20 protein-coding genes and 1 other RNA gene are annotated in these 18,304 nt (G+C 64.8%); 8 read left to right on the plus strand and 13 right to left on the minus strand.

The genetic code is table 11. The features are described from left to right. Position 1: 1 nt before the first annotated feature. The 4 genes from DEM25_RS15960 to DEM25_RS15975 form a co-directional block, all read right to left on the minus strand. Complete coding sequence (locus DEM25_RS15960; RefSeq protein WP_109767570.1) at positions 2-808, minus strand: ORF6N domain-containing protein; 807 nt, start codon at positions 806-808, stop codon at positions 2-4. Positions 809-874: 66 nt separating this feature from the next. Then, positions 875-2,806, minus strand: a complete 1,932-nt coding sequence (locus tag DEM25_RS15965) for a propionyl-CoA synthetase (protein ID WP_109767571.1) — start codon at positions 2,804-2,806, stop codon at positions 875-877. A 144-nt stretch (positions 2,807-2,950) separates the two neighbouring features. Beyond that, positions 2,951-3,736 carry an SGNH/GDSL hydrolase family protein gene (locus DEM25_RS15970; RefSeq protein ID WP_109768789.1) on the minus strand — a complete coding sequence of 262 codons (786 nt, stop codon included), beginning with the start codon at positions 3,734-3,736 and terminating at the stop codon, positions 2,951-2,953. Positions 3,737-3,826: 90 nt separating this feature from the next. Then, a complete protein-coding gene (locus DEM25_RS15975) occupies positions 3,827-4,849 on the minus strand; it encodes a class I fructose-bisphosphate aldolase (RefSeq protein ID WP_109768790.1) in 1,023 nt (340 codons plus the stop codon). A gap of 352 nt (positions 4,850-5,201) precedes the next feature. Between DEM25_RS15975 and DEM25_RS15980 the strand changes: the two genes are divergently transcribed. After that, positions 5,202-5,594 carry a hypothetical protein gene (locus DEM25_RS15980; protein WP_147393346.1) on the plus strand — a complete coding sequence of 131 codons (393 nt, stop codon included), beginning with the start codon at positions 5,202-5,204 and terminating at the stop codon, positions 5,592-5,594. A 67-nt stretch (positions 5,595-5,661) separates the two neighbouring features. Here the strand turns inward: DEM25_RS15980 and DEM25_RS15985 are convergent, their stop codons facing one another. From DEM25_RS15985 to tkt, 3 genes are all read right to left on the minus strand, one after another. Continuing rightward, positions 5,662-6,855 carry a phosphoglycerate kinase gene (locus DEM25_RS15985; RefSeq protein ID WP_109768792.1) on the minus strand — a complete coding sequence of 398 codons (1,194 nt, stop codon included), beginning with the start codon at positions 6,853-6,855 and terminating at the stop codon, positions 5,662-5,664. A gap of 175 nt (positions 6,856-7,030) precedes the next feature. Then, positions 7,031-8,038, minus strand: a complete 1,008-nt coding sequence (gene gap / locus DEM25_RS15990; RefSeq protein ID WP_109768793.1) for a type I glyceraldehyde-3-phosphate dehydrogenase — start codon at positions 8,036-8,038, stop codon at positions 7,031-7,033. A gap of 42 nt (positions 8,039-8,080) precedes the next feature. Then, complete coding sequence (gene tkt / locus DEM25_RS15995; RefSeq protein ID WP_109768794.1) at positions 8,081-10,084, minus strand: transketolase; 2,004 nt, start codon at positions 10,082-10,084, stop codon at positions 8,081-8,083. A 282-nt stretch (positions 10,085-10,366) separates the two neighbouring features. On the opposite strand from tkt, the gene DEM25_RS16000 reads away from it, so the two are divergent. Both DEM25_RS16000 and DEM25_RS16005 read left to right on the plus strand, forming a co-directional pair. Continuing rightward, positions 10,367-10,639 carry a DUF4164 domain-containing protein gene (locus DEM25_RS16000; RefSeq protein WP_109768795.1) on the plus strand — a complete coding sequence of 91 codons (273 nt, stop codon included), beginning with the start codon at positions 10,367-10,369 and terminating at the stop codon, positions 10,637-10,639. A gap of 25 nt (positions 10,640-10,664) precedes the next feature. After that, positions 10,665-11,018, plus strand: coding sequence for a cell division protein ZapA (locus DEM25_RS16005; protein WP_109768796.1), 354 nt, complete (start codon positions 10,665-10,667; stop codon positions 11,016-11,018). A 17-nt stretch (positions 11,019-11,035) separates the two neighbouring features. Here DEM25_RS16005 and DEM25_RS16010 read toward each other — a convergent pair whose 3' ends face one another. Continuing rightward, positions 11,036-12,034, minus strand: a complete 999-nt coding sequence (locus tag DEM25_RS16010; protein ID WP_109768797.1) for an NAD(P)-dependent alcohol dehydrogenase — start codon at positions 12,032-12,034, stop codon at positions 11,036-11,038. 179 nt (positions 12,035-12,213) lie between these two features. On the opposite strand from DEM25_RS16010, the gene ssrS reads away from it, so the two are divergent. From ssrS to DEM25_RS16030, 4 genes are all read left to right on the plus strand, one after another. Further along, positions 12,214-12,369: non-coding RNA, 6S RNA (gene ssrS, locus DEM25_RS16015), on the plus strand. A 44-nt stretch (positions 12,370-12,413) separates the two neighbouring features. Next, positions 12,414-12,998, plus strand: a complete 585-nt coding sequence (locus DEM25_RS16020) for a 5-formyltetrahydrofolate cyclo-ligase (protein WP_109768842.1) — start codon at positions 12,414-12,416, stop codon at positions 12,996-12,998. Positions 12,999-13,007: 9 nt separating this feature from the next. After that, positions 13,008-13,829, plus strand: coding sequence for a TIGR00282 family metallophosphoesterase (locus DEM25_RS16025; RefSeq protein ID WP_109768798.1), 822 nt, complete (start codon positions 13,008-13,010; stop codon positions 13,827-13,829). 40 nt (positions 13,830-13,869) lie between these two features. Next, complete coding sequence (locus DEM25_RS16030) at positions 13,870-14,646, plus strand: DUF4344 domain-containing metallopeptidase (protein ID WP_109768799.1); 777 nt, start codon at positions 13,870-13,872, stop codon at positions 14,644-14,646. 21 nt (positions 14,647-14,667) lie between these two features. On the opposite strand, the gene DEM25_RS16035 is transcribed toward DEM25_RS16030, so the two are convergent. The 4 genes from DEM25_RS16035 to DEM25_RS16050 form a co-directional block, all read right to left on the minus strand. Then, the gene (locus DEM25_RS16035; RefSeq protein WP_245412941.1) at positions 14,668-15,033 is read right to left on the minus strand and encodes a hypothetical protein; all 366 of its coding nucleotides are present in this window, start codon (positions 15,031-15,033) and stop codon (positions 14,668-14,670) included. A 70-nt stretch (positions 15,034-15,103) separates the two neighbouring features. Beyond that, positions 15,104-15,955 carry an MBL fold metallo-hydrolase gene (locus DEM25_RS16040; protein WP_109768800.1) on the minus strand — a complete coding sequence of 284 codons (852 nt, stop codon included), beginning with the start codon at positions 15,953-15,955 and terminating at the stop codon, positions 15,104-15,106. 70 nt (positions 15,956-16,025) lie between these two features. Next, positions 16,026-16,496, minus strand: coding sequence for a GFA family protein (locus tag DEM25_RS16045; protein WP_109768801.1), 471 nt, complete (start codon positions 16,494-16,496; stop codon positions 16,026-16,028). Positions 16,497-16,503: 7 nt separating this feature from the next. After that, the gene (locus DEM25_RS16050; protein ID WP_109768802.1) at positions 16,504-16,785 is read right to left on the minus strand and encodes a hypothetical protein; all 282 of its coding nucleotides are present in this window, start codon (positions 16,783-16,785) and stop codon (positions 16,504-16,506) included. 86 nt (positions 16,786-16,871) lie between these two features. Here DEM25_RS16050 and DEM25_RS16055 point away from each other — a divergent pair, with 86 nt between their 5' ends. After that, the gene (locus tag DEM25_RS16055) at positions 16,872-17,624 is read left to right on the plus strand and encodes a YebC/PmpR family DNA-binding transcriptional regulator (protein ID WP_109768803.1); all 753 of its coding nucleotides are present in this window, start codon (positions 16,872-16,874) and stop codon (positions 17,622-17,624) included. 74 nt (positions 17,625-17,698) lie between these two features. On the opposite strand, the gene DEM25_RS18240 is transcribed toward DEM25_RS16055, so the two are convergent. Continuing rightward, positions 17,699-18,259, minus strand: a complete 561-nt coding sequence (locus tag DEM25_RS18240; RefSeq protein WP_439650707.1) for a hypothetical protein — start codon at positions 18,257-18,259, stop codon at positions 17,699-17,701. Positions 18,260-18,304: the final 45 nt, after the last annotated feature.

Here is an 18,304-nt window from a genome sequence, read left to right on the forward strand (position 1 = left end):
GTCAGGATTTCGAATCCGGCCCGCTCGGCGTGATATCTATCATAGGACCGGCCTTGCTGTATCCGGTCATCGAATTCATCATCTCGATGACCGGGCTCGCATCACGGCTTTCGAGCATCGTGTAGGCTTCGACTGCCGCGCGCAGTCCTTCCATGCGGGATTTGTAGGCGTCGGCCCGCAGTTTTTCCGATTCGGCATCGAGTTTGCGGATCTGTGCCCGGGTCTCTTCGTTTTGAACCGTTGGGCCGTCCATTTTGGCCTGAACGTAGTCGCTGGCCGCCTTGGGAAGTTTTTGCAGCTCGCTGGCGATCGTCGCATCGCTTGCCGGATCGATTCCGACCTTCCCGATGTCCCGTATGATGTTGCCGATCGTATCGAGCAGTTGCGTCTGCTTGTTTGAGGTGGCGCTTTTGGTTTCCATTTGCGCTGAACCGGAGAAGAACTGGCGAAACACCGTCCGGAACACATGCACCATCAATTTGACAGTCTCGGTCGCCCGCGGACTTCGCACAACCGTGGCTGCCATCAGCATGCCCTCTTGCGTGAAGACCATAGGCGGGTTTGTCCTTCCGCCCCGCCCCTTCTTTGCGGTCACAGTTTGTGATTTCAAATCCGCCCACTCGTCGCGCGTAAGGCGGAAGGCAAACAGATCGTCAAAGCGCTCCATGTTGCGTTTGACCTGCTGATTGAGGGCGCTTGTGGTCGTTTCGTAGAGATCGGCAAGATCACTATCGGCTATGACAGGATGGCCATGCGCCAAGAAGATCTTCGAAAGAAACGCATCGACATTCCGCTCGCCTTTGAACATCCCCGACGCCCCTTTTGCTGTCACAATTTGTGACCGCAAAAGGAACTGCGCGCAAGCCGATGGTTGTCATGCCACCTTCTGTGCCTGCGCGCCGACGCCGCGCGTTTTCACCACCTCGGCGATCTCGTCGAGGATCGCCGGATCGTCGATCGTCGCGGGCATCTTGTAGGGCTCGCCATCGGCGATCTTCTGCATGACGCCGCGCAGAATCTTGCCCGAGCGCGTCTTCGGCAGGCGCGTGACCGCCAGTGCGATCTTGAAGGCGGCGACCGGCCCGATCTCCTCGCGCACCAGCCTGACCACTTCCTTTTCGACCGTGGCCGGATCCTTGTCGACGCCCGCATTGAGGATCAGGAAGCCGGCCGGCAACTGGCCTTTCAGCTCGTCGGCAATGCCGATCACCGCGCATTCGGCGACATCGGGATGGCCGCCGATCACCTCTTCCATGCCGCCCGTCGACAGGCGGTGGCCGGCGACGTTGATGATGTCGTCGGTGCGCGCCATGATGAACAGATAGCCGTCATCGTCGATATAGCCGGCGTCCGCCGTCTTGTAGTAGCCCGGGAACTCTTCGAGATAGGCCGAGCGGAACCGTTCGTCTGCGTTCCACAGCGTCGGCAGGCACGATGGCGGCAACGGCAGCTTGACGACGATGTTGCCCAGCGTGCCGCCGGCAACCGGATGGCCTTCATCGTCCAGCACCTGCACGTCGTAGCCCGGCATCGGCACGGTCGGCGAGCCGATCTTCACGGGCAGCTTTCCAAGGCCCACCGGATTGCCGGCGATGGTCCAGCCGGTTTCGGTCTGCCACCAATGGTCGATCACCGGCACGTTGAGCGTCGCGCCCGCCCATTTGATCGTATCGGGGTCGGCCCGCTCGCCGGCCAGGAACAGCGTGCGCAGGCAGGACAGATCGTAATCGCCGACCAGTCCGCCCCTGGGATCTTCCTTCTTGATCGCGCGGATCGCCGTCGGCGCGGTGAACAGCGCCGCCACGCGGTGCTCCTCGATGACGCGCCAGAACACCCCCGCATCTGGCGTGCCGACCGGCTTGCCCTCGAACATCAGCGTCGTCGCTCCATGCAGGAGCGGCGCATAGACGATATAGGAATGGCCGACCACCCAGCCCACATCGGACGCCGCCCAGAACACTTCGCCCGGCTCGATGTCGTAGATCGCCGACATGGTCCATTTGAGCGCCACCATGTGGCCGCCATTGTCGCGGACGACGCCCTTGGGCTGGCCCGTCGTGCCCGATGTGTAGAGGATGTAGAGCGGGTCGGTCGCATCGACCGGGACGCACTCGACCAATGTGCCCTTTTGCTTGTGGGCATCGACCGCGGCGCGGTAGTCCACATCGCGCCCGTCCTTGAGCTGCGCCTCATGCTGCGGCCGTTGCAGCACGACCAGATGCGACGGCTCGAAATCTGCTTCTTCCAGCCCGTGCTCGATCAGCGGCATGTATTCGACCGTCCGGTTGGGCTCGATCCCGCAGGAGGCGGTGACGATCACCTTGGGGTGGCAGTCGTCGATCCGGGTCGCCAGTTCGTTGCCCGCAAAGCCGCCGAAGACGACCGAATGGACCGCGCCGAGCCGCGCCGCGGCCAGCATCGCGACGACCGCCTCGGGCACCATCGGCATATAGACCATCACCCGGTCGCCCTTTGCGACGCCCAGATCACGCAGCACGGCGGCAAGCGCCTGAACCTCGTCGCGCAGCTCGCGATAGGTGATCACCGTCTTGGTGCCGGTGATCGGGCTGTCATGGATGATCGCCGGCTGGCCGGGTCGTCCACGCTCGACATGCCGGTCGACCGCGTTGAAGCAGGTGTTGCACTTGGCGCCGGGAAACCAGCGCCCGTAGACGCCCTGGTCGGGATCGAACACGCGCGTCCAGGGCTCGAACCAGTCGATCTGCGCGGCCTGTTCGGCCCAGAAATCCTCGGGATTGTCCTTCCATGCCGCGTAAACGCGGCCATACTCCGACGGCTTGCCCATCTGCGCTCCTCCTCCATGGCGGCGCAGGCCCGGCCCTCCCGGACGGCGCTTTTGCGCCTGCCGACCCGCCTGCTCGATGACCTGTCATAGGATCGCCGGCGCGGCCCGTCCATCCGACGATGGTTTGGGCGCGATGCCGGCGCGTCAACCGGTGCGGCGCAAGGGCGTGACCTCGTCGGGCAGCGGATCGGCCTCGCCCCGCGGCGGCACGATCCAGCGCGCGAAGTGCCGGCCCCAGACGCGGTAGCCATCGCCATTGGGATGGAACCCGTCGCGGGCGAACGCATCGACGCTCTGCGGCGGCACCGGATCGGTGACGATCGCGCCGCGCTCGCGGCACATGCGCGCGCCCATCGCATTGATCAGTTCGGCCCGGGCGGCAAGGATGCGGCCCAGCGTGGGCGGCAGCGCCGGACACTGGCGCATGTCGGGGATCGGGCACCAGACGATGCGGGCCTGGGGAAAGCGTGCGCGGGCCGAATAGAGCAGTGCGCCGAAATCGCGTTTGAAGCGCCGCACCATGTGAAAGTTCTTCATGTCGTTGATGCCGACCGACAGCGCGATATGCGTCCAGTCGCGCGGCTCGACATGCGGCACGATGAAATCGCGCAGGTCCGAGGCTGTCGCCGAATTGCCGCCCGCGGCGCGCCAGGAAACAGGCCAGCCGGTCTCGTCATTGACCGCCTTGGCGATGTTGAAGGCGAGCGTGTCCTCGAGCGTCTCCATGCCGACGCTGGCGACGGTCGAATCGCCCATCACCAGAAGGCGCACTTCCGGCGAATTGCCGGGAAATGCGCCCTGGGTGGGCACCGGCGCGGGCAACAGGCGTTCGATCCGCATGCGCAGCCGGATGCCCTGCCACGCATAGACGGGGAACATGGCCCAGGAATAGAGCGCCGTTGTGGTCGGCGGTTTCTCGAGATCGGTCATGGTCCTGCCTGATGGTCCGCAGGGCCGAGACATTAGGCAAAAACCGCGCCGGTTGGAAGCGGGCCGTTTGGCGAAACGGCCCGACTGTGATCAGGCCGCTTCCTGGTCGGCGCTCCACTGGCCAGTTGCCGCAAGCGCGTTCATTTTCGCGCGGTGAGCAAAGGCCCGCTGGCCGGCGGCGACGTTTTCCGCCTTGCCGCTCCACGCCTTCAGCGCCGCCGCCTGAAGCGCCCGGCCATAGGAGAAGGTCAGCGGCCAGGGCAGGCCGCCCATCGCGTTCATCGCCGAAAGATGCGCGGTTGCCTCCTCGTCGGACTGCCCGCCCGACAGGAACGCAATGCCGGCGACCGCGTCCGGAACGGTCTTCTTGAGCACGGCGACGGTCTTCTCGGCGACTTCTTCGACCGATGCGGTGCGTGCCTTCTGCCCGTCGATCACCATATTGGGCTTGAGCACCATGCCTTCGAGCATGCAGCGTGCCTGATGCAGTTCGGAGAAGACCTCGGTCAGCACCGCCTCGGTCACCTGCGCGCAGCGGTCGATCGAATGGTCGCCCGGCGCGCCGTCCATGACGATTTCCGGCTCGACGATCGGCACGATGCCCTGCTCCTGGCACAAGACGGCGTAGCGGGCCAGCGCATGCGCATTGGCATGGATCGCATAGGCCGTCGGCAGCGCGCCGGAAATCGCGATCACGCCGCGCCACTTGGCAAAGCGCGCGCCCGCATCATAGTAGGTATCGAGCCGCTCGCGCAGCCCGTCCAGCCCCTCGGTGACGGTTTCGCCGGCATAACCGGCCAGCGGCTTTGCGCCCTTGTCCACCTTGATGCCGGGAACGGCGCCGGCTGCGCGGATCAGATCGACGAAGGGCGTTCCGTCGGCCGCCTTCTGGTGCAGCGTCTCCTCGAACAGGATGACGCCGGAAATGCTCTCGCGCATTGCATCGTCGGTCCGGAACAGCATCTCGCGATAGTCGCGGCGATTGTCCTCGGTGTTGTCGACGCCGATGGAATCGAAGCGCTTCTTGATCGTGCCGGTGGATTCGTCGGCCGCAAGGATACCCTTGCCCGGTGCCACCATCTGTTGCGCAATATCCTCAAGCCGTTCGCTCATGCGGTCTCTCCATGGAAGAATTTGCGCTCGCATAGCAGACCGGTTTGGCGCGTCAAAGGCGACGAACGTCCACTCAATCGATTGAAAGGAATTCAACCGGTTCAAACCTGTTGAATTCGCCGCACAAGGTTAAAAGCCGTGCGATTTCAGCCCTCAAGCGCCGCAACGCCGGGCACCATACTCATCATCGTTGCGGACTTCCGACCAAAGTGATACTTGCCGCCCGCTGCGTTTCGTTCAAACATTTCAATGTATAATTTTGCTAACGGAGGAAGATATGCATCGAGCCGTACTGACTATCTTTCTGATGATATTTGGAAGCGTCGCCATGGCGCAAGCCCAAGATCAAGACATGATCGAGACGTTCGACCCGGATGTCACGATTGGCTATATCGAAGAGACGATTGCACGCTCCAATTGCACGCCGATTTGCGGCAATCCGGTATGCTGTATTGCCATGGAATTGCGCTTTGCCAAGCATGTTGGCGAGGGCGACGTGCAGGAGCTTGAAGCCCGGATCAGCCGCATTGCGCCAAGCATGTCAGCGTTCCTCCAGGCCGCCGACGACGATCCGTCTCTATTCGAAGAGGTGGAACTCACGCCGATCGTCGATCTCGAAGAATTCGCCGAGGCCGAAGCCAGCCTGATGAACAGCGCACAATCGATCGGCGTCGACATGGAATGCAGCACGTGTTGCTTCCAATGCGGCAGCAAGGTGTGTTGCGGCGGCTGCTGGACCTTCTGATCCAACCCCTTGGCATCACACCAGGCCGGCCCCCAGTCGCTCGAAGACCGCGCAGAAACCGGTGCGGTCAGCCCTCAAGCGCCGCAACGCCGGGAAGGGTCTTGCCTTCCATCCATTCAAGGAAGGCGCCGCCGGCCGTCGACACATAGCTGAACCTGGCGGCGCAGCCCGCCTTGTTGAGCGCAGCAACCGTATCGCCGCCGCCGGCCACCGAGACGAGTTCGCCCCTGGCGGTTTCGGCCGCAGCGTGCCGGGCTGCCGCCAGCGTCGCCGCATCGAAGGGTTCGATCTCGAAGGCGCCGAGCGGGCCGTTCCAGACCAGGGTGTTGGCCTGGGAGATCCAGCCATTGATCTTGCCGACGGTTGCCGGCCCGACGTCGAGGATCATCGAATCGGCAGGCACTTGATCGACCGGAACGGTCTCGCTGTCGGCGCCGGCCTTGAATTCGCGCGCAACGACCGCATCGACCGGCAGAACGATGGCGCAGCCGGTCTCGTTGGCCTTGGAAAGAATCGCGTTGGCCGTGTCCGCCAGATCGTGCTCGCACAGCGACTTGCCCACATCGATGCCCTTGGCGGCGAGGAAGGTGTTGGCCATTCCCCCGCCGATCACCAGCGCATCGACGTTGGCGACCAGGTTTTCCAGAAGGTCGATCTTGGTCGACACTTTCGCGCCGCCGACGATGGCGACGACCGGCTTTTGCGGATTGCCAAGACCCTTTTCGAGCGCCTCGAGTTCGGCCTGCATGGTCCGGCCGGCATAGGCAGGAAGCAGCCGCGCCAAACCTTCCGTGGTGGCGTGCGCCCGGTGCGCCGCCGAGAACGCGTCATTGACGAAAATGTCGCCATTGTCGGCAAGGCTCTTGGCGAAGGCGGGATCGTTGGCCTCCTCTCCGGCGTGGAAGCGGGTGTTTTCCAGAAGGACGATATCGCCGGGCGCCATGCCCTCGATGCGCCTGGCGACGGCGTCTCCGGTGCATGCCGGGGTGAAGAAGACCCGGTGGTCCAGCACCTCTTCGACGGCGCGGGCGACCGGCTCCAGAGACATCTCGGGCACCACCTTGCCCTTGGGCCGGCCGAAATGCGCCAGAAGGATCACCTTGGCGCCCTTGGCCGACAGCTCGAGGATCGTCGGCGCGACCCGCTCGATCCGTGTCGTGTCGGTGATGTGCCCATCCTCCATCGGCACGTTCAGATCGACCCGCACGAGCACGCGCTTGCCGGAAAGGCCGGTCAGGTCGTCGAGGGTCTTGAAGGGCATGGCGTTGACCTTTTTTGAAGCGGTGACCCCCGTGTCCTATGAAGTCAGGCCGGCGATTTCAACGATTATCGGGCGGACGCGTCACTCGGCGGGTGTGCGGTTCATCCTGGCGGGCCGCGAACGCAAAGGGCCGCCCGGCGGGCGGCCCTGATCGCGTTCCGTTTGGGGTCCTGCCCTACATCAGCTTGCCCATCGCGACGGCGGTGTCCGCCATGCGGTTGGAAAAGCCCCATTCATTGTCGTACCAGGTCAGGATCGAACAGAAGGTGCCGTCCATCACCTTGGTCTTCTCGGTGTGGAAGATCGACGAATGCGGATTGTGGTTGAAGTCGATCGAGACGAGCTTTTCGTCGGTATAGCCCAGAATGCCCTTGAGCGGACCGTTGGCCGCGCTGCGGATCGCCTCGTTGATCTCGTCGGCCGAGGTCTCGCGCTTGGCGATGAACTTGAGATCGACCACCGACACGTTCGGCGTCGGCACGCGCATGGCGAAACCGTCCAGTTTGCCGTTCAGTTCTGGCAGCACCAGCCCGACCGCCTTGGCCGCTCCCGTCGAAGTGGGGATCATCGACATCGCCGCGGCACGGGCGCGGTAGAGATCCTTGTGCATCGTGTCGAGCGTCGGCTGGTCGCCCGTATAGGAGTGGATCGTCGTCATCATGCCCTTTTCGATGCCGATTGCATCGTTGAGCACCTTGGCGGCCGGCGCCAGGCAGTTGGTCGTGCACGACGCGTTGGAGACGACCAGATCGTCGGCGGTCAGCACATCGTCATTGACGCCATAGACGATCGTCTTGTCGGCATTGGCACCCGGCGCCGAGACCAGCACGCGCTTGGCGCCGGCTTCCAGATGCAGCGCCGCCTTGTCGCGCGCCGTGAAGATGCCGGTGCATTCCATGACGATGTCGACGCCCATCTCGCCCCAGGGCAGGTTCTTGGGATCGCGCTCGGACAGCACCTTGAAGCTCTCCTTGCCGACCTTGATCGTGTCGCCCTCGACCTGGACGTCGATCGGAAAGCGGCCATGCACAGAATCGTAGCGCATCAGATGGGCGTTGGTTTCCACCGGGCCCAGATCGTTGATGGCGACGATATCGATGTCGGTGCGGCCCGATTCGTAGATCGCACGCACCACGTTGCGGCCGATGCGGCCAAATCCGTTGATGGCAACTTTGATGGACATGTTGGTCTCCCGTCGTGAGAAGCAGATGGAGTGGCGCGATGGTCAGGCTGCGTCGGTCTGGCGCTCGAGCCGCGCCTCGGCGGCTGCGACGACCGCGTCGGCGGTGATGCCGAAATGGGCGTAGAGTTCTTCCTGGGGCGCCGAGGCGCCGAAGCTGTCCATGCCGATGAAGACGCCGTCCTCGCCGATGAACCGCGCCCAGCCCTGCGAGACGCCCGCCTCGATGGCGATGCGCACGCCGCCCTCGCCGATGATGGCGCGCTGATAGTCGGGGTCCTGACGCTCGAAAAGCTCCATGCAGGGCACCGAGACGACACGCGTCGGACAGCCCGCCGCCTCGAGCCGTGCCCTCGCTTCCATGGCGATCTGGACTTCCGAGCCCGAGGCGAACAGCGTCACGGCGGTCTGCTCGCCGGCAGTCGCCATCTCATAGGCGCCCAGCGCGCAGCGGTTCTCGCTCGATGTCTCGGTGCGCAGTGCCGGAAGGCCCTGACGCGTCAGCGCGATTGTCGCCGGCGTCTTGGCTTCGCCCAGCGCCAGCTCCCAGCATTCGGCGGTTTCCATCGCATCGGCCGGGCGGAACACATTGTGGTTCGGAATGGCGCGCAGCGCCGCCAGATGCTCGACCGGCTGGTGCGTCGGGCCGTCCTCGCCAAGGCCGATGGAATCGTGGGTCATCACATAGACGACGCGAATGCCCATCAGCGAGGACAGGCGCATCGCCGGCCGCGCATAATCGGAAAAGACCAGGAAGGTGCCGCCATAGGGGATCAGCCCGCCATGCAGCGCGATGCCGTTCATCGCGGCGGCCATGCCGTGCTCGCGAATGCCGTAATGGAGATAGCGGCCCGAGAAATCGTCCGGCGTGATCGGCGCTGTCTGTTCGGTCCTGGTGTTGTTGGAGCCGGTCAGGTCGGCCGAACCGCCCAGCGTCTCGGGCAGCGCGCCGTTGATCACCTCGAGCGCCATCTCCGACGCCTTGCGCGTGGCGACCTTCGGCTTGTCCTTGGCGAGCTGCGCCTTGTAGTCGGCGACCGCATTGCCGAACGAGGCCGGCAGATCGCCGCGCATGCGCCGCTCAAACTCGCTGCGCTTGCCGTTGCCCGCCTCTTCAAGTCGCTTTTCCCAGGCAACGCGCTGCTTGCAGGCCGCAAGGCCCGCCACGCGCCAATCGTCGAGAATGTCGGACGGGATGTCGAACGGTTCGGCATCCCAGCCAAGCGACGCCCGTGCGCCGGCGATTTCCTCGGGTCCAAGCGGCGAACCATGCGCCTTGGCCGTGCCGGCCTTGGTTGGCGCGCCGAAGCCGATGGTCGTGCGCGCGGCGATCAGCGTCGGCCGATCGGCACTCTGTGCGCGTTCGAGCGCGGCGGCGATCGCGTCGGGATCGTGGCCGTCGACGGTCTCGGTCGCCCAGCCGCTGGCGGCAAAGCGCGCCGGCTGGTCGGTCGAGTCCGCCAGCGACACCGCGCCGTCGATGGTGATGCGGTTGTCGTCCCAGATGACGATCAGGTTGGACAGTTTCAGATGCCCGGCCAGCGTGATCGCTTCCTGGCTGATGCCTTCCATCAGGCAGCCGTCTCCGGCCAGAGCATAGGTCTTGTGATCGACCAGATCGGCGCCGAACTCGTCGCGCAGCTTGCGCTCGGCAATCGCCATGCCGACCGCGTTGGCAAGGCCCTGGCCGAGCGGTCCGGTCGTCGTCTCGATCCCGGCGGCATGGCCATATTCGGGATGGCCGGCGGTCTTCGAGCCCAACTGGCGGAAATTCCTGATCTCGTCGATCGTGATGTCTTCATAGCCCAGCAGATAAAGCAGGCTGTAAAGCAGCATCGAGCCGTGGCCCGCCGACAGCACGAAGCGGTCGCGATCGGGCCAGTTCGGCTGCTTGGGATCGAACTTCATGAAGCGCGTGAACAGGACCGTGGCAATGTCGGCGGCGCCCATTGGCAGGCCCGGATGGCCGGAGTTGGCGGCCTGCACCGCATCCATGGACAGGACACGGATCGCATTGGCCATCCGGTCGTGTTTTTCGCGTGGGATCATGAGAGGATTTCCGCTGATATCGGGTTTGAGCGCGGGTCCCGGTACGTCGGGACGCGGGGGCATTTCCGGACCAGAAAATTGCGCGCGACACATAGCAGGTGGGGATGCGGAGTCAACAAAGCCGCCGGCACGGCGCCAGGCACAGGAAAACTGTGCATCGGCCCGGCCGGGGCATTGCCGATCGGCCCGTGCGCGGGCAGGTTTAAGCCCTGTCTCATTGAGCCACGCTAACGCCTTATTGTTGCTGACAAACATCGATCATCAGTCCATAAACCCACCGCCATGAACGGTCCGCAAACGCTCTCACAGGTCTTTGACCGTCTCGACAAGGCGCTGTCCGCCCTGGACGACGCGGTCGACCGGTCGGCGGAAATCCGTCGCGAATATTCGGACGCCGAGGAAGAAGTGCAGCGGCTGAACGCGGATCGCGCGCGGCTGGCCGAGGAACTCGATGCGTCCGAGGCCCGCGCCGTGCGGCTCGAGGACGTCAACAAGGAAGTGTCGCGGCGGCTGGTGACGGCGATGGAGACGATCCGCGCCGTTCTCGACCGCTGACCGCCGCAACGGGAAAGAAGCCGACATGAGCCAGGTCACCGTCACCATCGACCAGAAAAGCTACCGCATGGCCTGCGATCCCGGCCAGGAGGATCATCTGGTCGATCTGGCCGGCCGGCTCGACAAATACGTCACCCACCTGAAAGGCTCGTTCGGCGAGATCGGCGATCTGCGGCTGACGGTTATGGCCGGCATCATGATCATGGACGAACTCTCCGAACTGCAAAAGCGGGTCAAGGGTTTGGAGAGCGAACTGGACAGCGTGCGCAAGACCCGCGACGAGGCGCTGTCCAAGGCCGACCGGGTCGACGAGACGCTGACCGAACGGCTGACCGCGCTCGCCGACAAGATCGAATCGGTGACCGCGAAGATCGCCTGACGGCGCCGTCAATGCCGTCACGCGGCGGCCGGCGCCTCGTCGTCCGGCCGCACATCGATGATGACGCTGCCGCGCTTGTGCCGCGTCTCGACCCGCTCATGGGCTCTGCCGATCTCGGAAAGCGGATAGCGGCTGTCGATGACCGGATTCAGCGCGCCCGTCGCGGCCATGTCGGCAATCGCCTCGACATCGGCCTGCGCGTCGCCCGAAACGTGCAGCCCGATCCGCTGGCGGCTTCGCGTTATGGCGCACCGCAAGGCCGTCAGCGCGTCACCAATGCCGAACTCGAGCGGCAGGAACAGCCCGTCGGCGTTCAAAAGCCGGCGCGCCCGGGCAAAGCGCACAATGCCGGCCGTATCGAAGACGAGATCGAAGTTCCCGCCGATTTCGTTCAGGTCTTCCTTGCGATAATCGACGACGCGATCGGCACCCAGATCCGCAACAAGCTTCACATTGTCCGTGCTGGTCACGCCGGTGACATGGGCGCCCATGTGCCGCGCGATCTGCACCGCATGGACACCCACGCCGCCGGAGGCGCCGATGATCAGGATTCGCTGGCCGGATTTCAGCCTGGCGAAATCGCGCAGGAAGACAAGCGCCGTCACCGCGCCGAACGGCAGACTGGCGGCCTCGGCGTGAGACAGAGCCGGCGGCTTGGCGGCCAGCGCCCCATCCTCGTCGATGGCAAGATAGTCGGCATGCGCGCCCGATCCGGCATTGCCGAAGACCGCATCGCCAGTCGCAAAACGGGTCACTTTCGAACCGGTGCGAGCGACCACGCCGGAAAACTCCATGCCGAGGACGCGGTTCCGCGGCCGGAAAAGGCCGGTCATTAAACGGCCGGCCAGCCACATGCCGCCGGGAAACGCAGAAGCGCGCAGCCGCCAGTCGGCCGTCGTCACGCTCGACGCGTGAACCGCGACGAGAAGCTGGTTGTCGGCGATTACCGGCTCGTCGATCTCGGCGATCGTCACGACATCGCTGCCGCCATAGCGGTCATGGGTCGCTGCGCGCATCTGTGTGCTCCTTCATTGTCCCTTGCCCTTAGACATATGCATCCCGACAGGCCTGGAAAACCGGCAAGATCCGTCCTTGCCGCGATCATGACGGCATAGGCCGGCTCCAGGGCGCAGGCCCCGCCCAAAAGGCGGCGCTGACCACTGGCGGCGAGCCCGCTCCGGTCCTATATTGCTCACGCCGACTGCGCTTTGTGGCAGGAGACAATTCCCCGGGGCCTTACGCATCCTAAGGGAGCTGGCGCTGGCCGGGTCCGTGGACCCGATCATCTGGCACCCACCTACTTCTGTAGGTTCCCGGGATGCCGTTCTCCACCGACTGCCGCGGTTGGCAACCGTCGCCGGCCTGTACCGGCCGGGCACGCCGCCGGATGGAACAATGAACGGGACCAGCGCCGACAAAGCCGATATTCGCGCCATGGCGCTGTCCCGGCGCGACGCGCTCGGCGCCGATCGCCACACCCAGGCCGCGCAGGCGCTGGCCGGCCAGGCGGACGCCATCGGCTTCAAGCCCGGCGACATCGTCTCCGGCTTCTGGCCGATCCGCTCGGAAATCGACCCGCGCCCGCTGATGGAGGCGCTCGCCGCGCGCGGCGCCATGATCGTCCTGCCCGCCGTCATCGACCGCCAGACAATCGTCTTCCGCCGCCATGACCCGGACATGCCGCTGGTCACAGGCTCGTTCGGCACAAGGGCGCCGGGCCCCGAAGCGGAAGAGCTCGATCCCGACCTGATGCTCGTGCCGCTGTCGGCGTTCGACGATGCGGGCAACCGCATCGGCTATGGCGCCGGCCACTACGATCGCGCCATCGCCCGGCTTCACGCCAAGGGCCGATCACCCCGTCTCGTCGGCCTGGCGTTCGAATGCCAGCGCGTCGAGCGGGTCCCTGCCGAACCCCACGATGTGCCGCTTCACACAGTGCTGACCGAAAACGGCTTGCAGGCTCTGCCGACGCAGCGATAGGACGGCTTCATGAGACTGCTCTTTCTGGGGGACATGGTGGGCCGGTCGGGCCGCACCGCCGTTTACGAACGGCTGCCGCGCCTGATCGCCGACCACCATATCGATTTCGCCATCGTCAACGGCGAGAACGCGGCGGGCGGCTTCGGCGTGACCGAGACGATCCTGACTGACACGCTGGACGCGGGCGCCGACGTGATGACCACGGGCAACCATGTCTGGGACCAGCGCGAGGCGCTGGTCTTCGCCGAGCGGCAGGAGCGCTTTTTACGGCCGGCCAACTATCCCGACGGCACGCCCGGCCGCGGCATGGGCGTCTTCGAGGCGCGCAACGGCGCGCGCGTCATGGTCTCCAACCTGATGGGCCGTGTCTTCATGTCGCCCGATCTGGACGATCCGTTCGTCGCCGCCGAACGCCAGCTCGACGGCGGCCGGCTCGGCCGCGATTTCGATTGCGTCGTCTTCGATTTTCACGCCGAGGCAACCTCGGAAAAGGTGTGTTTCGCCCATTTCGTCGATGGCCGCGCCAGCCTGGTCGTCGGCACCCACACCCACACGCCGACCGCCGATCACACCATCTTCGACGGCGGCACGGGCTATATTTCCGATGTCGGCATGTGCGGCGACTATGGCCACTCCCTGGGCATGGAAAAGGAGGAGCCGCTCAACCGCTTCCTGACCAAGGTGCCCAGGGGCCGGTTCGAGGCCGCAACCGGGCCGGCGACCCTGTGCGGCGTTGCCGTCGAAATCTCCGACCGAACGGGCCTGTGCGAAAGGATCGCGCCCATCCGCATCGGCCCGCGCCTTGAAGAAACGATGCCGTCCTGGTGGTAGCCACCATGCAACGGATGCCCGATCGGCGAAGGAGTGCCTGATGCCAGAGCGCAAGACAGTCCCGGCCCTCATGCTCGCGCTGCCGCTGCTCTGGTCGCCGCCGGCCGCCGCGCAGGACGAGATGAGCGAAGCGGAGGCTTTTGTTGCCTCCAACATCATCCACATCGTGCTGCACGAGATCGGCCATGCGGTGATCGACCAGTTCGCCCTGCCGGTCATCGGCCAGGAGGAGGATGCGGCCGACAGCTTCGCCACGCTCGAAGTGCTGACCATCTATGACGATCACGTCGACATCCTGCTCGACGCCGCCGAAGCGATGCTGATCATGCACGATCTGACCGAGGCCGGCGGCACGCCGCTCGACTATTTCGGCGTGCACGATCTCGACATCCAGCGCGGCCTGCGCATCGTCTGCCACGCCGTGGGCCTCGATCCGGAGCGGTATGACGAGGCGGCGCGCTGGACCGAGATGGACCCAGACCAGCAGGCTGCCTGCGAGATCGAGGCGGAAACCGCGATCGAAAGTTGGGACGCGCTGCTCGAACCCTATCTGCGAGAAGAAGGCGGCTCCGCCGCGCCGGCCCCCGTGACGCTCGAAGACAGCGCCCTGCCTGAGATGCGGACCTTTCTGGCGGACACCGGTATCATGACCGACATTGCCGGCTATGTCGGCGAGACCTTCCGCTGGCCGCAAGTGCCGGCGCTGGTGGCCGCCGACTGCGGCGAAGCCAATGCCTGGTACGACCTCGACACGGTCGAGATCGTCATGTGCTACGAGTTCATCGACGAACTGTTCGCGCTGGCCGAACAGCGCTGAACACGCGGTCGGCCCGAAACATCAATGCCGGAAGATGAAGCGTTCGTCGTTGAAGCGCGGCTCGTAGCGCTTGCAGACATAAACGCGGCACGACGCCGTATCGGCGGCGGGCACGGTTTCGCGCTCGAGCACCTCGCCCAACGCGCAGAAGCTGCGATTGGCGACATAGCGGTCATAGAGCAGATAGTTCGGCACGCGCTTGGAGGCGTGCTGCAGGATCACCGCGCCCTCTCGCTGCACCACCGCCTGCACCGCGGCGCAGGAATTGAGGTCGCTGCGGACGCGGCTGATCGCATCGGCGGGAACGACCGAGGCGGCGAGCATCGCCGCGCCCAGTACGGCGGCAAGGCCGGCGCCGGCCATCCGGCGGGCTGAACCCAGTCTCATTGCTCTTTCCTCCGCGTTCACTCCGGCGCCAGTCTAAAGGCAAATGTGCCGCCGCTGTGGCGGCCGCCGTTCATCCGCGCCGCGCAAGGCTCGCCGGCACGATGATGGTCGGCCGTTCGGGCAGGTCGCGCACATTGACCGTAATCGAATCGGCATCGAGAAAGTCGACCGCCCAGTCCGTCCCCATCAGGGCGATGAAGCGGTCGATGGAATTGCCGCGCAGGTGCATCGGCAGGACGATCGACGAGCGCAGCCGCGTGGTGATCTCCGCCATGCCCGTATGCGCCATGGTCAGCCCGCCATCGACCGGCACCATGACGATGTCGAGCCGGCCGATCTGCGCGAAATGGTCGTCCGTCAGCCTGTGGTGCAGATGGCCCAGATGGCCGATGCACAGGCCCGCCACCTCGAAGATGAAGATAGAATTCTGGTTCGCCGTCAGCGCGGTCGTGTCCCAGCGCCTGATGTCGGTGGTCACGTTGCGCACATAGACATCGTCGATCACCGTGTCGTGGTCGGCTCCGTCCGGATTGCCGCTGTCCCAGCCCGGAAAGACATGCTCGATCGCCGGATCGGGGTTCAGCGTGAAGTGCGTCGAATGGGCCCGGTTCATGGTGACGACGCGCGGCGTCGGCGTGTGGCCGTAAACGCCGGAGAAGTCGGTGGCGATCGTCACGCCGGCCGGGGTCTCGATCCGGTAGGTCGAATGGCCGGCAAAGCTGATCGTCACATCGCCATCGACCGCCAGCGGGCTGGCGCTAGCCGAGGCGAACATCACGCGCGGCAGGGCCTGTGCGATCGCAAGGCACTGGCTGACCGGCTCGTCGCCGGTATCCTGCGCCATGGCTGAACTGGCAGAGCCCAGGGGCAGCGCGGCGGCCAGGCCAGAAGCGGTGAGAAGGGCGGTTACAAGGCGGCGCATCGGAACTCCCGAAAACAAACGTCGGTTCCCTCTCCCGGATAGAACGCCCGCGCCTGTCCGCCAGAGGCTCTCACTCCCGGCCGGGCGGTCCCCACTGCTCGGCATAGCGGACGCTCAGAACGTCATAGTCGTCCGGCTGGGCGTCAAAGCGCAACCCGTCTTCGGGGATCAAAACCCAGGCCTGTTTTGACTTCAGCCAGATATGGCCAACCGGTTTCAGCCAGCTTGTGTCGTCGAAGGTTCCACCCTTGATGGTCAGCAGATCCTCATGGGCCGGCCGGTTGTGAAACAGCCGGCTGCCGCAGTGCGGGCAGAATTCGCATATCGTCAGCCTGTCGCCGGACGTCTTGTTGAACTTGGCGGTCTCGCCCTCGACGGACAGGGCCGCACGCCGCACGCGCACCGATATGCCGAACGCCGACGAGGATTGTCTCTGGCACTCGATGCAATGGCAGCAATAGACGGCGCGCGGCCGCTCGGTCAGCGTGTAGCGGATGGCGCCGCACTGGCAGCCGCCCCGCTGGTGGAATGCATGGCTCATCACGCCCTCACCATTGGAGCCCGGCCGCTTCGGCCTTTTTCATCAGCGGCCCCTGTCGGCCGCGATGATGCTCCTGCAGGTAGAGCATGGTCGCGCGAATGTGGCTCTTGGGAATATTCTTCGGATCGATCCTCGCGGCCTCGTTGGCCTCGGCAACGCTCTTGCCCTCCTCCAGCGCGTTCATGAACAGATAGGCGCGCACGGTCTTCACCCCGCGCCGCGAGTTCTCCTTCAGGAGCAGCCAGACAAAAAGGCCGATCATCGCCAACGCCACACCGAATTCGGTCATGCATCTTTCCCCGGAACTGGACCTTGCAATCGTTCTCTCATAAAAGCGCGCGGGATTCCGAAAACGTCAAGCAGAACAGAACCGCCATGGCAGGTCATTCCAAATTCAAGAACATCATGCACCGCAAGGGCCGGCAGGACGCCGCGCGCTCGAAACTCTTCTCGCGCCTGTCCAAGGAGATCACCGTCGCGGTGAAAATGGGCGGCGGCGTCACCGATCCGGACATGAACCCGCGCCTGCGCCTGGCCGTGCAGAACGCCAAGGGCCAGTCCATGCCCAAGGACAACATCCAGCGCGCCATCAACAAGGGCACCGGCGCCGGCGGCGAGGACTATCAGGAGATGCGCTATGAGGGCTATGGGCCCGGCGGCGTCGCGGTCATCGTCGAGGCGCTGACCGACAATCTGAACCGCTCGGCCTCCAACATCCGCGCGGCCTTCTCCAAAAACGGCGGCTCGCTGGGGGAAACCGGCTCGGTCTCCTTCATGTTCGACCGGGTCGGCGAGATCGTCTACAAGCCCGAGGCGGGCGACGCCGACACCGTCATGGAAGCGGCGATCGAGGCCGGCGCCGAGGATGTCGAGACCGGCGAGGACGGCCACACCATCACCTGCGCATTCGAGGATCTGGGCGCCGTCTCAAAAGCGCTGGAAGCGACGCTGGGCGAGGCCGAATCCGTCAACGCGATCTGGAAGCCGCAGAACGAGACGCCTGTCGACGAGGACAAGGCGGGCACCCTTCTCAAGCTGCTCGACGCGCTCGACGAGGATGATGACGTCCAGAACGTCTATTCGAACGAGGACATCGCGGACGATGTGATGGAGCGGCTGAGCGCTTGAACGCGTCAGGGCGGCGCCCCTCTCCCCCCTTGAGGGTGAGAAAGCGCGGGCGACCACGCCGTTTCCGCCACGTCCTATGAGGCGCCCTGGCGCTCAACGTGTCGGGCCCCTTCCGCCCCTTCGCCAGCCCGCACCGCAGCAACAATATGCGCGATGGAGTTGGCGTAATATTCCAGCAGCAATTGCTCGTTCAGGTTGGCGCGGTGCAGCCCGTCGTCATTGGCTTCCATGATGTGCCGCATCTTCAGCATGCGGATGCCCGTTTCGAGCATGTAGTCGCGGTCGTGGCGCGGAATGTGCACGTGATAGCCGGCGGCCTCGATCCGCTGGATCAGGTCGAATACCCTGGATTTGAGTTCCAGATCGCCCATCCAGTGGTCCTCGTTCTCGAGCAGCACGGTTGCCACCAGCGCCACCGGCAAGACCGGGATGATGGCGCCGATCTCGCCGAGCAGCGCTTCGCCGAGCTTCTGCACACCGGCGAAATGCGCCTCGCGCGCCTTGCGCTCCACCGGGTCGCCGGTCTCGTGATGGCCGGAGAAATCGATATCGTTTTCTCTGGCGAATTCGGTCAGCGACAGCGGTTCTCCGAACGAAACGCAGGCGTAGCCGTATCGGTAGAGCCGGCCCTGCAAACGCAGCTTGGCCAGATGCGCCAGAANNACCCCGCCACCCTGAAA

It is taken from the genome of Oceaniradius stylonematis, from assembly GCF_003149475.2.
Classification (GTDB): domain Bacteria; phylum Pseudomonadota; class Alphaproteobacteria; order Rhizobiales; family Rhizobiaceae; genus Roseitalea; species Roseitalea stylonematis.

Coding starts and splice junctions, on each gene's coding strand:
- DEM25_RS15960 (WP_109767570.1), bottom strand. CDS start 808: ATGTTCAAAGGCGAGCGGAATGTCGATGCGTTTCTTTCGAAGATCTTC.
- DEM25_RS15965 (WP_109767571.1), bottom strand. CDS start 2,806: ATGGGCAAGCCGTCGGAGTATGGCCGCGTTTACGCGGCATGGAAGGAC.
- DEM25_RS15970 (WP_109768789.1), bottom strand. CDS start 3,736: ATGACCGATCTCGAGAAACCGCCGACCACAACGGCGCTCTATTCCTGG.
- DEM25_RS15975 (WP_109768790.1), bottom strand. CDS start 4,849: ATGAGCGAACGGCTTGAGGATATTGCGCAACAGATGGTGGCACCGGGC.
- DEM25_RS15980 (WP_147393346.1), top strand. CDS start 5,202: ATGATCGAGACGTTCGACCCGGATGTCACGATTGGCTATATCGAAGAG.
- DEM25_RS15985 (WP_109768792.1), bottom strand. CDS start 6,855: ATGCCCTTCAAGACCCTCGACGACCTGACCGGCCTTTCCGGCAAGCGC.
- gap (WP_109768793.1), bottom strand. CDS start 8,038: ATGTCCATCAAAGTTGCCATCAACGGATTTGGCCGCATCGGCCGCAAC.
- tkt (WP_109768794.1), bottom strand. CDS start 10,084: ATGATCCCACGCGAAAAACACGACCGGATGGCCAATGCGATCCGTGTC.
- DEM25_RS16000 (WP_109768795.1), top strand. CDS start 10,367: ATGAACGGTCCGCAAACGCTCTCACAGGTCTTTGACCGTCTCGACAAG.
- DEM25_RS16005 (WP_109768796.1), top strand. CDS start 10,665: ATGAGCCAGGTCACCGTCACCATCGACCAGAAAAGCTACCGCATGGCC.
- DEM25_RS16010 (WP_109768797.1), bottom strand. CDS start 12,034: ATGCGCGCAGCGACCCATGACCGCTATGGCGGCAGCGATGTCGTGACG.
- DEM25_RS16020 (WP_109768842.1), top strand. CDS start 12,414: ATGAACGGGACCAGCGCCGACAAAGCCGATATTCGCGCCATGGCGCTG.
- DEM25_RS16025 (WP_109768798.1), top strand. CDS start 13,008: ATGAGACTGCTCTTTCTGGGGGACATGGTGGGCCGGTCGGGCCGCACC.
- DEM25_RS16030 (WP_109768799.1), top strand. CDS start 13,870: ATGCCAGAGCGCAAGACAGTCCCGGCCCTCATGCTCGCGCTGCCGCTG.
- DEM25_RS16035 (WP_245412941.1), bottom strand. CDS start 15,033: ATGAGACTGGGTTCAGCCCGCCGGATGGCCGGCGCCGGCCTTGCCGCC.
- DEM25_RS16040 (WP_109768800.1), bottom strand. CDS start 15,955: ATGCGCCGCCTTGTAACCGCCCTTCTCACCGCTTCTGGCCTGGCCGCC.
- DEM25_RS16045 (WP_109768801.1), bottom strand. CDS start 16,496: ATGAGCCATGCATTCCACCAGCGGGGCGGCTGCCAGTGCGGCGCCATC.
- DEM25_RS16050 (WP_109768802.1), bottom strand. CDS start 16,785: ATGACCGAATTCGGTGTGGCGTTGGCGATGATCGGCCTTTTTGTCTGG.
- DEM25_RS16055 (WP_109768803.1), top strand. CDS start 16,872: ATGGCAGGTCATTCCAAATTCAAGAACATCATGCACCGCAAGGGCCGG.